The sequence below is a fragment of the Microbacterium sp. NPDC087589 genome, assembly GCF_044743635.1.
Classification (GTDB): Bacteria; Actinomycetota; Actinomycetes; order Actinomycetales; family Microbacteriaceae; genus Microbacterium.
On sequence record NZ_JBIUWV010000007.1, the window covers coordinates 142,515 to 157,770 of the forward strand.

Below are 15,256 nucleotides of genomic sequence, written 5' to 3' on the forward strand. Positions count from 1 at the left end.
CCGATTCGCCCGATAGCGGTGCTTTTTCGACCACGCACGGAGCGTGCGGTGCGATTTCGACCCCGCACGGAGCGTGCGCGGATGCGTTCTCGTCGCGCGCCGGATGCCTCACGCCCAGCGGGCTGCGGGGTCAATAACGCATCCGATTCGCCCGATTGCGGTTCTTTTTTGACCACGCACGGAGCGAGCGGTGCGATTTCGACCACGCACGGAGCGTGCGCGACTGCTACTTCGCGAGCTGCTCGGCGATGCCCGTGTACGACGCGGGGGTCAGCGCGAGCAGACGCTGCTTGGCGGCATCGCCGATCTCGAGTCCCTCGACGAACTCGGCCAGGTCGGCAGCGCCGACACGGTGCCCACGGGTGAGCTCCTTGAGCAGCGCGTAGGGGTCGGTGATCGACGAGCGACCGGCGACGACCTCGGCGCGGATGACGGTCTGGATCGCCTCGGCGAGAACCTCCCAGTTCACGTCGAGGTCGGCGAGCAGCACATCGCGCGACAGCGAGATGGCGTTCAGCCCGCGGCGCAGGTTGTCGATCGCGAGCAGCGAGTGGCCGAAGGCGACGCCGATGTTGCGCTGCGTGGTCGAGTCGGTGAGGTCGCGCTGCAGGCGGCTGGTCACGAGTGTCTGACCGAGCGATGCCAGCAGGGCGCCCGAGATCTCGAGGTTCGCCTCGGCGTTCTCGAACCGGATCGGGTTGATCTTGTGCGGCATGGTCGACGACCCGGTCGCACCGGCGACGGGGATCTGCGCGAAGTAGCCGAGCGAGATGTACGTCCAGATGTCGGTCGCGAGGTTGTGCAGGATGCCGCCGGCGTGACGCACCCGGTCATAGAGCTCGACCTGCCAGTCGTGCGACTCGATCTGCGTGGTCAGCAGGTTGAAGCCGAGACCCAGGCCCTCGATGTACTCACGCGAGATCGTGGGCCAGTCGGCGTCGGGGTCTGCCGAGAGATGAGCCGACCAGGTGCCGGTCGCGCCCGAGAACTTCGCGAGATAGTCGGATGCCGCGATCTGAGCGCGCACACGCTCGAGACGCCAGGCGAAGACGGCGATCTCCTTGCCCATGGTCGACGGGGTGGCCGGCTGTCCGTGGGTGCGGGAGAGCATCGCGGCATCCGCGTGCTCTGCTGCCAGTTCGCGGAGCTTGGCGATCACGACGTCGAGCGCGGGGAGCCAGACCTCTTCGACCGCGCGCTTCACGGTGAGCGCGTAGGAGGCCGAGTTGATGTCCTCGCTCGTGCAGGCGAAGTGCGTGAGCTCGGCGATGCCGTCGAGGCCGAGCGTCGACAGGCGGTCGCGCACGAGATACTCGATGGCCTTGACGTCGTGCTGCGTGACGGCTTCCTTCTCGGCGAGCCAGTCGATCTCGGCCTGGCCGAAGTCGCGGTACAGGGCGCGCAGGCGCTCCTTGTCGGCATCCGACAGCGGGTTCGTCTCGAAGAGCGAGCGGTCGGTGAGGGCGATCAGCCACTCCACCTCGACCTCGACCCTGGCGCGGTTCAGACCTGCCTCCGAGAGGAAGTCGGCGAGGCCCGTGACGGCGCCGCGGTAGCGACCGTCGAGGGGGCTCAGGGGCTGGGGCGGGAGCGAAGGCTGGAAAGTCAGGGGAGTCCTCCTGATCGGGCCCCGGGAGTGCGGGGCGTGCGGGGCTGGCGAAGAGCCGGCTCGAGCTGGCGGAACAGCCCGCGAGTCGCGGTCTCAATCATACCGAGCACCGAATCGAACATCTCGGCGCCGGCGTAGTAAGGGTCGGGCACGTCCTGGCTCTGGGCATCGGGGTCGAATGTGAGCAGCAGGGTGACCTTGCCCTCTTCGTCTTCATCGTGTGCCCATTCGCGCAGGATGCGCTCGTGCGTGCGGTCGAGAGCGACGACCAGATCGTTCTCCGAGAAGGAGGCGAAGGTGAACTGCTTCGCGCGATGCTGCGAGCCGTCGTAGCCGCGGCGGGTGAGCGAATCGATCGTGCGATGGTCGGCCCGTTCGCCCAGATGCCAGTCGCCCGTGCCGGCGCTCCGAGAGACGATCCGCGAGCCGAGGCCCTGTCGTTCCGCGAGATCGCGGAACACCACCTCTGCCATCGGAGAGCGGCAGATGTTCCCCGTGCACACGAAGATCACGCGGAAGGGATCCGGGGATGTCACCGTCCTATTCTGCCGGTCGGAGAGCGATCGCGCGATGCCGGGCGTCCCGGGCAAGGCGTGGTGCACCCGTTCTGCACGGCGCGCGCGATGTCGCGAACTCCCCACGATGCCTGTGAACGCGGGCCTCCAGCGCTCGGCGCGCGGCGCAGATCACGGATGCTGGGCGCATGTACTCCTTCGCACTCGCGCAGACCGGCGCGGCCGACACCGCCTGGGCCAGGGCTCAGGCCCTGGCCGCGCTCCGCACAGCAGTGGAGGCGCTCGACGACGTGCGCGCCTCGCTCGCCGTGCTCACCGCCGACACCGACTGGCACTCCGACGGGGTGCGCGCGATGCAGGACGCGCTCGAGGATCTCCGACGGAGAACACGCCCTGAGGCCTCCGAGATGCGCAGCCGAGAGTCCGAGGCCGAGCGGATCGACGCCTCGTGACCGGGCTGACGATCGACCACGGCGGTGCCATCTCGGTCGACCCCGACGCGCTGCGGGATGCAGCTCGACGCCTGGACGCCGTCGCCTCACGCTATGACGATGCGCACTCCGCGATCGTGCGCGCCCATCGGATCATCGTCGACACTCCGGGTTTCAGCGCGCACGTCGACACCGTGGGGTTGTGGTCGTCGGGGCAGCAGGTGGCTCGTCTGCACGCGGATTGCCAGGAGACCGCCAGCTCCACCCTGCTCATGGCCGATGCCTACGAGTACGTCGAGCTGAGAGCCGAGGCCGAGATGCTCGCGCAGACGGATCCGAGCACGGCGCAACAGCTGATGAGGCGGGCTGATCGGCTCGCCGCGGCGGATGAGCGGATCGCACCGCTCGCAGATGACCTCATCGCCCAGTGGCGGGGCAGGCGCTTCGACGGGCTCACGGGCAACGTCGTGACGCCAGGACTCTACGACCAGCTGTTCGTGACCGTGGCGACGCTGGGAGCCGTGTCGGGACTCGGCAAGGTGCGCCCCGGCGAGACTCTCGCGGGCAAGGCCGACGCCGTGTCGGTCGCCCCGGTGAAGACGTCGACGCCCGCCGGAGCGCCCTCAGGTCTCGCGGGAGCTCTCGGGCGCATGCCGCGCACCTCGGGAGCGCAGATCGCTGTCGAGAAGTACTCGTTCGCCGATGGCCGCACGAAGTTCGTCGCCTATCTGAAGGGAACGCAGAGCGTCGGGTGGGGAGGAAAGGAGCCATGGGACTCGAAGTCCAACGTCCAGCTCTACACAGGGCAGAGATCGGCGTCGTATCAGTCGACGATCGAGGCACTCCAGGCGGCCGGAGCGCAGCCCGGCGACGAGGTCGATGTCGTCGCCCACTCACAATCGGGAATGGTCGCCGCGCACCTCTCGATGGAGAGCGAGTTCGACGTCCAGGTGCAGATCACCGCGGGGAGTCCCGTGGAGCCGACGCTCGACGACGACCAGACCATCATCCAGGTGCGCCATTCCGACGACCCGGTCTCCGGCCTGGCCGGTGGAGGATCGCCCGAGGGGACCGGCTCAGACGACAGCGTCACCCTGTTGGCCGAAGGGACCCCGCTCGACACGGTCGGCGACCTCGCGGTCGACGCGCACCACCTGGACACCTACATCGACACCGCGAAGACCGCCGATGATCTGAGCGACCCTCGGATGGACGCGATGGACGAGTTCTGGAGAGAGCTCGACGCTGCCGAGGTCATCGAGCGCACCGAGTATCAGGCCGAGCGCGTCGAATGACCCATGCGCGGGATGCGCAGGGGCTGCGGGTCAGTCGCGGCGCCGCTTCTTGCTCTGCGGGCGCAGGATGAAGCCGAAGACGCCGTTGATCAGCGAGATGATGAGCGCCGCGAGCACGCCCCACCAGAAGCTGCCGACCGTGAGACCCCAGTCGAACCCGCTCGTGATCCAGGCCGTGAGCCACAGCAGGAACCCGTTGATCACGAACCCGATGAGGCCGAGAGTGAGGATGTACAGCGGGAACGCGACGATCTTCACCACCGTGCCGATGACGGTGTTCACGAGCGCGAAGATCGCGGCGACCGCGAGCAGGGTCAGCACGAGCTGCAGGGTCTCGCCCGGCGCGAACGCCGTGATCTGCACCTGCAGGGCGGGGATCAGCGTCACGACCCACAGGGCGAACGCGTTGACGACGACTCGGATGATGAAGCGCATAGTCCTCCCAGTCTTCCATGCGCTCCGCCGGAGGGCGGTGGAATCTAGACTCATCCTTGTGACCGACCCGATCCTGCCGCGCATCCGCCCCGCCATCGCCGCCCTGGCGCCCTACCGACAGGGCAAGCAGGCAGGCCCCGAAGCCTACAAGCTCTCGAGCAACGAGAACCCGTTCGAGCCACTTCCCTCCGTCGCCGCGGCGCTGCAGCACACCACGCCGATCAACCGCTACCCCGACGCAATGGCCGGTCGCCTGCGCGAGAGGCTCGGCGCGCGCTATGCAGTGGAGACCGAGCAGGTGCACGTCGCCGCGGGAAGCGTGTCGATCCTGCAGCAGCTGATCCTCGCCACCGTGTCGGTCGGCGACGAGGTCGTGTATGCCTGGCGCTCATTCGAGGCCTACCCGAGCCTTCCGCTCGTCGCCGGGGGCACCGGCGTGCAGGTGCCGCTGACGCCTGACGCCCGCCACGACCTCGACGCGATGGCGGATGCCGTCACCGACCGCACCCGCGCGATCATCCTGTGCACGCCGAACAACCCCACGGGGCCGATCATCACGAGCGACGACTTCGCGACGTTCGTCGAGCGGGTTCCCACCGACGTCCTGATCATCCTCGATGAGGCCTACGCCGAGTTCGTCACCGCACCGGGGGCAGTCGACGGTCTCGCGGAGCGCGTGTTCGAACGGCATCCGAACGTCGTGGTGCTGCGCACGTTCTCGAAGGCCTACGGGCTCGCGGGTCTGCGCATCGGATACGCGATCGGCCACGAGAAGGTTCTCGACGCCGCGCGCACCACCGGCATCCCGCTCTCCGTGACGTCGGCGGCCGAGAACGCCGCCATCGCCAGCCTCGATGCCGAATCCGAGCTTCTCGAGCGGGTCGCCGTGATCGTCGAGCGCCGCACCCGCCTGCTCGAGGGTCTGCGCACGCAGGGGTGGGACGTGCCCGACGCGCAGGGCAACTTCATCTGGCTGCCGACCGGCGAGCGCACGGTAGAGGTCGCTGCGGCCTTCGCATCGGCAGACCTCATCGTGCGACCCTTCCCGGGCGACGGCATCCGCATCTCGGTCGGCGAGGAAGCATCCGTCGATCGCGTTCTCGAGGTCGCCGCCACCCAGCTCTGACGAGCGCGGGGCGCCCTGTTCTCCGGTTTCCCGGCAGTTGCGAGGACGTCCTAGGTATGCGTGCCCGAGCATGCGCGCGGCGGTAGCGTGGCATCGTGACCTCGTCAGAGACTGAACTCGTCCGCGTCCTGGATCAGGATGGCCGCTTCACGCCGAGTCCGGCTGCTGAGCAGTATCTGTCGTTGATCGAGGCGATCAGCGACGCCGAGCTCGAGCAGTTCTACCGCGACATGGTGGTCATCCGCGCCATCGACACCCAGGCGACCAACCTGCAGCGTCAGGGGCAGCTCGCGCTGTGGCCGCCGAGCCGCGGTCAGGAGGCCGCCCAGGTCGGATCCGCCCGCGCCGCCCGCGCGCAGGACACGATCTTCCCGTCATATCGTGAGCACGCAGTGACCCGCATTCGTGGGGTCGACCCCGTGGACATCATCAAGCTGATGCGCGGCGTCTCGCACGGTGGCTGGGACCCGACCGACCCGAAGAACGGCAACACCCGGCTCTACACCCTCGTGCTCGGCTCGCAGGTTCTGCACGCGGCCGGATACGCCATGGGACTGAACTTCGACGGCCGATCCGGCACCGGCGACCTCGAGCGGGACGAAGCCGTCATCGTCTACTACGGCGACGGAGCATCGAGCCAGGGCGACGTGCACGAGGCGATGGTCTTCGCCGCGAGCTACCAGGCGCCCACCGTGTTCTTCCTGCAGAACAACCACTGGGCGATCTCGGTGCCTGTCGCGACCCAGTCACGCGTGCCGCTCGTCGAGCGCAGTGCCGGCTACGGCATCCCCAGCGTGCGCGTCGACGGCAACGACGTGCTCGCCAGCTATGCCGTCTCACGGGTCGCCCTCGACGAGGCCCGCAGTGGCCAGGGCCCTCGTGCGATCGAGGCGGTCACCTATCGTCTCGGCGCGCACACCACCAGCGACGACCCGACCAAGTACCGCGGCTCCGACGAAGAGCAGTCGTGGGCGCAGCGCGACCCGATCGACCGCATGCGCGCGTTCCTCGAGAACAGGGGAGCGGCAGGGCAGTTCTTCATCGATGCGGATGCCGAGGCCGCGGACGCGGCCGAAGACCTGCGTTCGCGCAGTGTCGAACTCGGAGCACCCACCGCAGACCTGATGTTCGACCACGTGTACAGCGAGCCGCATCCGCTCATCGCGGAGCAGAAGGCCTGGCACGCACGGTACGAGGCGTCTTTCGAAGGAGACAGCAAGTGACCCTGGAGACGATGCCCCTCAGCAAGGCGCTCAACTCGGGCCTGCGCCGGGCGATGGAGGACGACTCCAAGGTCCTGCTCATGGGCGAGGACATCGGCAAGCTCGGCGGTGTGTTCCGCGTCACCGAGCACCTGCAGCGCGACTTCGGCGACAAGCGCGTGCTCGACACGCCGCTCGCCGAGTCGGGGATCGTCGGCACGGCGATCGGGCTCGCGATGACCGGGTTCCGCCCGGTGATCGAGATCCAGTTCGACGGGTTCGTGTTCCCCGCGTTCGACCAGATCACGACGCAGCTCGCCAAGCTCACCAACCGGCACGAGGGCAGGCTCAGCCTGCCGATCGTGATCCGCATTCCCTACGGCGGGCACATCGGCGCCGTCGAGCACCACCAGGAGAGCCCCGAGGCGTACTTCGCGCACACTCCCGGCCTGCGGGTGGTGTCGCCCTCGACGCCGAACGACGCCTACTGGATGATCCAGGAGGCCATCGCGTCGAACGACCCGGTGATCTTCATGGAGCCCAAGAGCCGCTACTGGCAGAAGGGCGAGGTCGAGCTCGACGCCTCGGCCGCTCCGCTGCATTCGTCTCGCGTCGTGCGCACCGGCTCCGACGTGACGCTCGTCGGACACGGCGCCATGGTCACGACGCTGCTGCAGGCGGCCGCGCTCGCCGAGGCCGAGGGCACCAGCTGCGAGGTCGTCGATGTGCGTTCGCTGTCGCCGGTCGACTACGAGCCGATCCTGAGCTCGGTGCGCAAGACCGGACGCATGGTCTACGCGCAGGAGGCGCAGGGCTTCGTCAGCGTCGGCAGCGAGATCGCGGCGACCGTCATGGAGCGCGCCTTCTATGCACTCGAGGCCCCGGTGCTGCGGGTCTCGGGGTACGACACCCCGTTCCCGCCCGCGAAGCTCGAGGGGACCTACCTCCCCGACGCCGACCGCATCCTCGAGGCCGTCGATCGCTCCCTCGCCTACTGATCTCACCCCGATCTCGCCGTTCCGAAAGGACCGCACATGAGCACGCAGAACTTCAACCTCCCCGATGTGGGCGAGGGCCTGACCGAGGCCGAGATCGTGGCGTGGAAGGTCGCGCCCGGTGACACCGTCGCCATCAACGACGTGATCTGCGAGATCGAGACGGCCAAGTCGCTCGTCGAGCTGCCGTCGCCGCACGCCGGCGTCGTCGGTGAGCTGCTCGCCGCGGAGGGCGCGACGGTCGAGGTCGGCTCGCCGATCATCACCTTCGTGACGGACCCTTCGACAGGCTCAGGGACCCAGCCAGGTGCGGTCGGACCCGGCAAGATCGCGACCGCCGAAGCTCCCGCGCCCGAGGAGGGCGGTGGATCGGTGCTCGTCGGGTACGGCACCGGCGGCGGCGCCACGTCCCGGCGCAAGCGTGCTTCGACAGGCTCTGCAACCACCCGGCACGAGGTGCGCTCGTCGGTCGGCGTGATCGCGAAGCCGCCGATCCGCAAGCTCGCCCGCGACCTGGGGGTCGACCTTACGACCGTCACGCCGACCGGTGCCGACGGTGAGGTCACGCGCGACGACGTGATGACCCACGCCTCGCAGGCGAGCGTCTTCCGCAACATCGAGACTCCCGAGTGGGGCACCGTGCGTGAAGAGACGGTGCCTGCGCCGCACAATGCTCCCGCGGGCCTCGCTCGTGGGCTGTCGCCGGCCGCGGCATCCGCTTCCGGCCAGAGCGACGATCGCACCGAGTCGATCCCGGTCAAGGGTGTGCGCAAGGCCACCTCGTCGGCGATGGTGCAGAGCGCCTACTCCGCCCCGCACGTCACCGTGTGGAAGGAGATCGATGCGAGCCGCACGATGGAGCTCGTCAAGCGGCTCAAGGCCTCGCCCGACTACGCCGACATCCGCGTCTCCCCGCTGCTGATCATGGCCCGCGCCGTCATCTGGGCCGCCCGACGCACCCCGATGGTCAACGCGGCCTGGATCGAGACCGAGGGCGGCGCCGAGATCGCCGTGCGCCACTACGTGAACCTCGGCATCGCGGCGGCCACGCCCCGTGGCCTGCTCGTGCCGAACATCAAGGACGCGCAGGACCTCAGCATGAAGGACCTCGCTCGCGCGCTGAACCGGCTCACCCTGACGGCCCGCGAGGGAAAGACGAGCCCCGCCGACCAGCAGGGCGGCACGATCACGATCACCAACATCGGTGTCTTCGGGATGGATGCCGGCACGCCGATCATCAACCCCGGCGAGGCCGGGATCGTGGCCATGGGCACGATCAGCCAGAAGCCGTGGGTCGTCGACGGCGAGGTGCGCCCCCGCTGGGTCACCACCGTTGCGGGTTCGTTCGACCACCGCGTGATCGACGGCGACGGCATGAGCCGCTTCATCGCCGACGTGGCATCCGTGCTCGAGGAGCCTGCACTGCTCGTGGAGTGAGGCGGATCGTCCGGGGATACAGTGTCAGCAGAACCGCGACGATCGGCCCCCGACAGAACGGACTCTCAGCGGATGAAGATCGAACCGACGCCCATCACCCTCGGAACCTCCGGCCTCGGCCGGCACTCGGAGCCGGGGTCCGCCGAGGAGAGAGCGGCCGTCGAGGTCGCCATCGACCTGCTCACGAGCCGACACGGGTTCGTGGACACCTCGAACAACTACTCCGCCGGTCGCTCCGAGGCCGTCATCGGGATCGCACTGCGGGAGCTGGGGCTGGATGGTTCGCGGGTCATCTCGAAGGTGGATCAAGACCCTGAGACCGGCGTGTTCGACCGAGACCGCGTGCTCCGCTCGTTCGACGAGACGACCGCCCGGCTCGGGGTCGACCGGATTCCGCTGCTGCACCTGCACGACCCGTACTCGGTGTCGTTCGAGGACTCGATCTCGATCGGGGGTGCGCTGCAGGGGCTCATCGAACTCCGGAGCGCCGGCGTGGTGGACGCGATCGGTGTGGCTGCGGCTCCGGTGCCGCTGATGGCGAAGTACGTCGAGACGGGTGTGTTCGACGCCGTGCTGATCCACAACCGATTCACGCTGGTGGATCACTCGGCTGAGACTGTCTTCGCCGACGCCAAGGCGCGCGGCATGGCCGTGTTCAACGCCGCACCGTTCGGTTCGGGACTGCTCGTCAAGGGTCCGCATTCCGGCGCGCAGTACGCCTATCGGCCTGCCGGCGAGGAGCTGCTGGAGTGGACCGAGCGTCTGCAGCGCGTGTGCGCCGACCATGCAACGTCGATGGCTGCCGCAGCGCTGCGCTACTCGCTGCGGTCTCCGCTGGTCGACTCCACCGTCGTCGGGGTGTCGACACCGCATCGTCGTGCGCAGCTCGATGAGCTGGAGCAGACGGAGGTCCCCGAGGAGCTGTGGGACGCTGTCGAGAGCCTGGGGCCGGCGCCTTCCCCGGTGGACGACAGCGACTACGCCTGAGAGTTGCTGCTGTTCGGCTCAGCGCGCTGAGGCGCGCCTCGGATGCAGCTCCGCGAGAGTCGTGATCACCGCGGTGGTGGGGTCCCAGTGCCGCACGCTGTGGGCGTGACCGTGGACGTCGCCGCCGATGAGATCCAGCGCTGCCGCAAGGTCGGCGATGCGCAGCCGGCGGGCGAGGGCGACGTGCGGCATCCACTCGCCCGGTGCGGTGTGCGGGGCATCGTCACCCGGCCCGATCGCGGTGAGGATCGTCTCGCGGAGGCCGATCAGCTCCGCACTCGGAACGATGCTGCGGGCCAGCACGCGCCGCTCGCCGGAGCCGAAGAGCAGGGGAGCACCCAGCGTGACCGGGAACGAGGGGATGCCGGCGAGGGCGCGCGCATCCGGCGCCGGCAGATCGACCCGCTCGACCAGTGTGACGTGAGGGCGGTTGCTCGCCGACGTGTGCCCCGCGAGGCTCGACATGCCGCGTGCGGCGAGAGCATCCCATTCGGCCCGGACGGCTGCTTCGGCGGCGGGGTCGAGCAGCAGCTCGATCGAAGAAGGTGACTGTCGCTGTTCCGGTTCTCTCACAGGCCCTCAGCTCACGGCGCTGAGGCGCCGCTCGGCGAGCAGCGGCACGGCCACCTCGCGGGCAGCCCGACGAGCTGTCGCGACGGCGCCGATCGAGACGACCTCGGCGCCGAGTGTCGAGGCGAGGATCTCGGGTGCCGGCAGGTGCAGCTGCGTCGGGAGCACCTCGCGCGCGGCTGCGAGCACGGGGGCGATGCTCTCGGCGACCGCACCGCACACGATCACTCGGGCGGGGTCGTACATGCTGCCCAGCACGCCCACCACGCGGGCGAGGGTCGCGCCCACTCGGGACGTCGCGAGCATCGCGTCTGGATCGCCGGCGGATGCGGCGGTCAGCACCGCGCGGGGGTCGATGCGGTCGGCGCCCGCGAGCCGGCCGATCGCCGAGTCCGACTCGATCTCACCGCTGTCCACTGCGCCGCGGACCTCGTCCTGCAGCGCGTAGCGCAGGCCGAAGGCCGAGCCGACCCCGACGATGTGGTCGAACACGACGCCCTCGCCGACGCCGCCGTGCGCCCCGTGCAGCACGTGGCCGTCGACGACGACGCCGCCACCGAAGCGCTCGCTCGCGAGCAGGGCGACGTAGTCGCGGCATCCGATCGCCGCTCCGGCCGAGCCCTCGGCGATCGCGGCGAGCTGTGCGTCGTTCTTGATCTCGACGACGGGCGCCCAGGCGTCGAGCGCCTCGGCGAGGCCCGGGTTCGTGCGCTCCCAGAAGCCTTCAGGGTGCGGGGGCGAGACGCCCGCGCGATTCACGGGCGCGGCCACTCCGACGCAGATCGCGAGGATCGATTCACGCGTGACGCCTGCTTCGTCGATCGCGAGCTGCATCTGCCCGAGGATCGTCGCGCGCCGGGCGGCGGCGGACTGCGTCGGATCGAGGTCGGTGCGATGGTGCACGAGTGTGCGCTCGAGCGGGTCGGCGATCGTGACGGCGAGGTGGGTGTCTCCGGCATCCACACCGATGACGACGCCGAGATCGGATGCCAGGACGAACCGCCGAGCAGGGCGCCCTGCGCGGTAGCTTCCGGCGACGCGGGCGTTGGGAAGCTCGCGCAGCACGCCGGCGTCGACGAGGGTGTCTATTCCGTCGATAGCGGTGGATCGGGTCAGTGAGGTGGTCGCCATCGCCTCGGTCGCGGTGAACTCACCGGCGGTCCAGGCGAAGTCGAGGATCGCGCCGACACTGGCTCGTCCGGTGCCGAGACCTGCAGAGACTTCTGTCACGGGTCTTGACCTCACTCTCGTTCACATGAGACAGTACCGTTCATCGAAGTAAATTCGCTCACTAGATTTAGTCTGCGGATCTACCGGACGAAAGGACAACGGTGTCTCTCCAACCACCACGCCCGGCCCGGCTCGTCGCCGCGGCCGCCGCGCTCGCCCTGTTCGGCGCCGGCCTGACCGGCTGCTCGACCGCCGGCGGAACCGAGACCATACGCTTCACCTTCAGCAAACGCGAGGCGATCGAGTTCATGACCGAACTCGTCGCGCAGTACAACTCTTCGCAAGACAGGGTGCGCGTCGAGATCGACACGTCCGGTGTCGATGTCGTCTCGGCCAGCTTCGTGCGGGGCAACCCGCCTGACATCATGCTCGCCAACTACAACTACGAGATCGCCCGGTTCGTGCAGCGCTGCGCGCTCACCGATCTCTCCGGCACCGAAGCGGCCTCGACCATCCGCGACGACCTGCAGCCCCTCATGGAGCAGTACGGGTCGTGCGAGGGCCGCACGAGCGCGCTGCCGTACTCCGTGATGGGGGCCTCGGTCATCTACAACAAGGAGATCTTCGCGCAGCAGGGTCTCGAGGTTCCGCAGACCTGGGATGAGCTGCTCGCCGTGTGCGACCGGCTGAAGGAGGCGGGGATCGACCCGTTCTACGCCACGTTCAAGGACGACTGGACGGTCGCGCAGGGCTGGTACGACTACACGGCCGGCGGCTCGGTCGACGTGATCGACTTCTTCGACACGCTCGCGCAGGAGGGCACCGAGGTGGGGCCGGACTCGGAGGCCTCGTTCGAGAAAGACTTCGCAGAGCCCATGGATCGCATGATGACGCTCGTGAACGACTACACCAATGCGGATGCTGCGAGCCGCGCATACGGCGATGGCAACCTCGCGTTCGGCAAGGGCGAGGCCGCGATGTATCTGCAGGGGCCGTGGGCGTTCAGCGAGATCGCGAAGACCGCACCCGACCTCGAGCTCGGCACCTTCCCGCTTCCGATGACCGACGACCCCGCCGACCTCGGCGTGCGCGTCAACATGGACCTCGCGGCGATGATCCCCGAGGGGTCGCGGCACCAGGAGGCCGCACGCGACTTCCTCGAGTACCTGTTCCTGCCCGAGAACATCGAGGAGTACAACGCCTCGCAGCTCGGCTTCACCCCGACGAACGATGCTCCGGCGCCCGATGACCCCCGCGTCGAGGGAATGGTCGAGTACTACGACAACGGCCAGATCTATCAGGGACCCTCGGTGCTGGTGCCGCGGACCCTGCCGGTCTTCAACTACGCGCAGGCGATGGTGCTCGGCGCGTCCACGACCTCCACGTTGCGCACCATGGATGCCGACTGGGCCAGGATCGCTTTCCGCGCTCCGATCCCGTCGACCCAGGACAACGCCTCCGGTGAGGACTCAGCATCCGGCGAGACAGAGGAGTCCACGCCATGACGAACACCGCTCTGCCGGGCCCGGCAGCTCCCAACCCCGCGGCGTCGAACATCACGAAGCCCAACAGTCCGACGACCGACACCACGGCGATCGTCACCGGCGGCACCCGCAAGCTCGGCCGCCGTAAAGGACGCGTCGAGCCGATCTACTACCTGTTCCTGCTGCCGACCCTCGTGATCTTCACGCTCGCGATCACGGTGCCCGGCATCATGGGTATCTTCTTCAGCTTCACCGACTCCATCGGCATCGGCGAATGGAGCTTCAACGGGCTGACCAACTACATCGCGATGTTCAGCGACCCGGCCATCCTGCAGAGTTACCTGTTCACGTTCGGCTTCTCGATCGCCACGGTGATCGTCGTCAACGTCGTCGCGTTCATGCTCGCGGTCGGGCTCACCTCCCGCATCCGATTCAAGACGGGGCTGCGCACGATCTTCGTGATCCCGATGGTGATCTCGGGCATCATCATCGCCTACGTCTTCAACTTCCTCTTCTCGAACTCCATCCCGGCCGCGGGCGCAGCGACCGGCATCCCGTGGCTGTCGACCAGCCTGCTCGCGAATCCCGATCTCGCCTGGGTCGCGATCGTGATCGTGACCGCGTGGCAGGCGGTGCCGGGGACGCTGCTCATCTACATCGCCGGACTGCTCTCAGTGCCCGGCGAGGTGTACGAGGCGGCGAGCATCGACGGCGCGAACAAGAGGCAGCAGCTGTTCCGCATCACGCTGCCGCTCGTGGCCGGGTACGTGGTGATCAACGTGATCCTCGGCTTCAAGGGGTTCCTCAACGCCTACGACATCATCGTCGGACTCACCAACGGCGGGCCGGGCACCGCCACCCGCAGCGTAGCGATGACGATCATCGCGGGCTTCAACGGCGGCGACTACGCCTATCAGATGGCCAATGCGACGATCTTCTTCATCGTCGCCGTGCTCATCTCCCTGCTGCAGCTCTCGCTGACCCGCGGAAGGAACGCACTCTGATGTCGACGCAGACACTCACCACCATCCCCACCTCGGGCAAGAAGCCGCGCGTCCGCATGGAGCGCGTCAACTGGTCGGGCACCATCATCCTGATCCTGTGCGCGGTCACGGTTCTGCTGCCCCTGTACGTCACGATCTCGATGGCGTTCAAGACGACGGGCCAAGCGGTCGACGGCAACGCGTTCTCGCTCCCGGCGCCGTTCAGCATCGACGGGTTCGTCGAGGCGTGGAACCTCACGAAGTTCCCGGTCGGAGCCGGCATCTCGCTGCTGGTCACCGCGGGAACGGTCATCGCGACCATCGTGCTCGCGGCCTTCGCGTCGTATGCGATCGTGCGCAACTGGGACCACCGCCTGTTCCGCTACTCGTTCTTCTACCTGCTGGCCGCGATGTTCATCCCGTTCCCGGTCGTGGCGCTGCCCCAGATCCAGCTGACCGGCTGGGTGGGACTCGACAACCCGTTCGGCGTGATCATCCTCGCGACGATGTTCCAGCTGAGCTTCAGCGTGCTGCTGTTCACGGCGTTCCTGCGGTCGATCCCGATCGAACTCGAGGAGAGCGCCCGCATCGACGGTGCCAGCACGTGGCAGACGTTCTGGCAGCTGATCTTCCCGCTGCTCGCCCCGATGAGCGCGACCGTCGGCATCTTCGCCTTCCTCTACGCGTGGAACGACTTCATGATGCCGTCGCTGATCATCTCGGACCCGGCCATGCAGACCCTCCCGGTGCGGCAGAACCTCTTCCAGACCCAGTTCAGCAACAACTACAACGTGTCTTTCGCCTCGTACCTGATGGCGATGGCCCCCGCTATCCTGGCGTACCTGTTCACGCAGCGCTTCGTCATGGAGGGCGTCACGCAGGGCGCCGTCAAGGGCTGACGCTTCGACAGACTCAGCGACCCATCAGTCCCTGGGCCTGTCGGTCCCTGGGCCTGTCGGTCCCTGAGCCTGTCGGTCCCTGAGCCTGTCGAAGGGACCGACCCACACACCCCAGACC

At 68.1% G+C, this 15,256-nt stretch carries 15 protein-coding genes; 10 read left to right on the forward strand and 5 right to left on the reverse strand.

Annotation, left to right across the window (positions count from 1 at the left end; all coding sequences use genetic code 11):
• Positions 1–226: 226 nt before the first annotated feature.
• On the reverse strand, positions 227–1,609 hold the full coding sequence (purB, locus tag ACIOU8_RS15005; protein WP_400791335.1) for an adenylosuccinate lyase: 1,383 nt from the start codon (positions 1,607–1,609) through the stop codon (positions 227–229).
• Positions 1,606–2,145: a low molecular weight protein-tyrosine-phosphatase gene (locus ACIOU8_RS15010; protein ID WP_400791092.1), complete on the reverse strand. Its 540-nt coding sequence runs from the start codon at positions 2,143–2,145 to the stop codon at positions 1,606–1,608. Before ACIOU8_RS15010 ends, purB begins: the two co-directional genes overlap by 4 nt.
• 167 nt (positions 2,146–2,312) lie before the next feature.
• On the opposite strand from ACIOU8_RS15010, the gene ACIOU8_RS15015 reads away from it, so the two are divergent.
• Positions 2,313–2,576 carry a hypothetical protein gene (locus ACIOU8_RS15015; RefSeq protein ID WP_400791095.1) on the forward strand — a complete coding sequence of 88 codons (264 nt, stop codon included), beginning with the start codon at positions 2,313–2,315 and terminating at the stop codon, positions 2,574–2,576.
• The gene (locus ACIOU8_RS15020) at positions 2,573–3,850 is read left to right on the forward strand and encodes a hypothetical protein (protein ID WP_400791097.1); all 1,278 of its coding nucleotides are present in this window, start codon (positions 2,573–2,575) and stop codon (positions 3,848–3,850) included. Before ACIOU8_RS15015 ends, ACIOU8_RS15020 begins: the two co-directional genes overlap by 4 nt.
• Before the next feature lie 30 nt (positions 3,851–3,880).
• Here ACIOU8_RS15020 and ACIOU8_RS15025 read toward each other — a convergent pair whose 3' ends face one another.
• Positions 3,881–4,285, reverse strand: coding sequence for a phage holin family protein (locus tag ACIOU8_RS15025; RefSeq protein WP_400791100.1), 405 nt, complete (start codon positions 4,283–4,285; stop codon positions 3,881–3,883).
• 58 nt (positions 4,286–4,343) lie between these two features.
• Here ACIOU8_RS15025 and ACIOU8_RS15030 point away from each other — a divergent pair, with 58 nt between their 5' ends.
• The 5 genes from ACIOU8_RS15030 (at position 4,344) to ACIOU8_RS15050 (ending at position 10,032) form a co-directional block, all read left to right on the forward strand.
• The gene (locus tag ACIOU8_RS15030; protein WP_400791103.1) at positions 4,344–5,411 is read left to right on the forward strand and encodes a histidinol-phosphate transaminase; all 1,068 of its coding nucleotides are present in this window, start codon (positions 4,344–4,346) and stop codon (positions 5,409–5,411) included.
• 92 nt (positions 5,412–5,503) lie between these two features.
• Positions 5,504–6,634 carry a pyruvate dehydrogenase (acetyl-transferring) E1 component subunit alpha gene (gene pdhA / locus ACIOU8_RS15035; protein ID WP_400791338.1) on the forward strand — a complete coding sequence of 377 codons (1,131 nt, stop codon included), beginning with the start codon at positions 5,504–5,506 and terminating at the stop codon, positions 6,632–6,634.
• Positions 6,635–6,645: 11 nt separating this feature from the next.
• A complete protein-coding gene (locus ACIOU8_RS15040) occupies positions 6,646–7,611 on the forward strand; it encodes an alpha-ketoacid dehydrogenase subunit beta (protein ID WP_400791341.1) in 966 nt (321 codons plus the stop codon).
• A gap of 36 nt (positions 7,612–7,647) precedes the next feature.
• Positions 7,648–9,045 (forward strand): dihydrolipoamide acetyltransferase family protein, encoded by a 1,398-nt coding sequence (locus ACIOU8_RS15045; RefSeq protein ID WP_400791105.1) that lies wholly within the window; start codon positions 7,648–7,650, stop codon positions 9,043–9,045.
• 72 nt (positions 9,046–9,117) lie between these two features.
• Complete coding sequence (locus tag ACIOU8_RS15050) at positions 9,118–10,032, forward strand: aldo/keto reductase (RefSeq protein WP_400791107.1); 915 nt, start codon at positions 9,118–9,120, stop codon at positions 10,030–10,032.
• Between the two features lie 18 nt (positions 10,033–10,050).
• Here ACIOU8_RS15050 and ACIOU8_RS15055 read toward each other — a convergent pair whose 3' ends face one another.
• Together ACIOU8_RS15055 and ACIOU8_RS15060 are read right to left on the reverse strand one after the other, a co-directional pair.
• Entirely contained in the window at positions 10,051–10,605 is a 555-nt protein-coding gene (locus ACIOU8_RS15055) for a 2'-5' RNA ligase family protein (protein ID WP_400791109.1), read from the reverse strand.
• A gap of 6 nt (positions 10,606–10,611) precedes the next feature.
• Positions 10,612–11,832 carry an ROK family protein gene (locus ACIOU8_RS15060; RefSeq protein WP_400791112.1) on the reverse strand — a complete coding sequence of 407 codons (1,221 nt, stop codon included), beginning with the start codon at positions 11,830–11,832 and terminating at the stop codon, positions 10,612–10,614.
• Between the two features lie 101 nt (positions 11,833–11,933).
• Between ACIOU8_RS15060 and ACIOU8_RS15065 the strand changes: the two genes are divergently transcribed.
• From ACIOU8_RS15065 to ACIOU8_RS15075, 3 genes are read left to right on the forward strand one after another with little or no spacing between them, the layout of a single operon-like run.
• On the forward strand, positions 11,934–13,277 hold the full coding sequence (locus ACIOU8_RS15065; RefSeq protein WP_400791114.1) for an ABC transporter substrate-binding protein: 1,344 nt from the start codon (positions 11,934–11,936) through the stop codon (positions 13,275–13,277).
• Positions 13,274–14,260 (forward strand): carbohydrate ABC transporter permease, encoded by a 987-nt coding sequence (locus ACIOU8_RS15070; RefSeq protein ID WP_400791116.1) that lies wholly within the window; start codon positions 13,274–13,276, stop codon positions 14,258–14,260. The genes ACIOU8_RS15065 and ACIOU8_RS15070 overlap by 4 nt, the downstream gene beginning before the upstream one ends.
• A complete protein-coding gene (locus tag ACIOU8_RS15075; protein ID WP_140038419.1) occupies positions 14,260–15,138 on the forward strand; it encodes a carbohydrate ABC transporter permease in 879 nt (292 codons plus the stop codon). Before ACIOU8_RS15070 ends, ACIOU8_RS15075 begins: the two co-directional genes overlap by 1 nt.
• Positions 15,139–15,256: the final 118 nt, after the last annotated feature.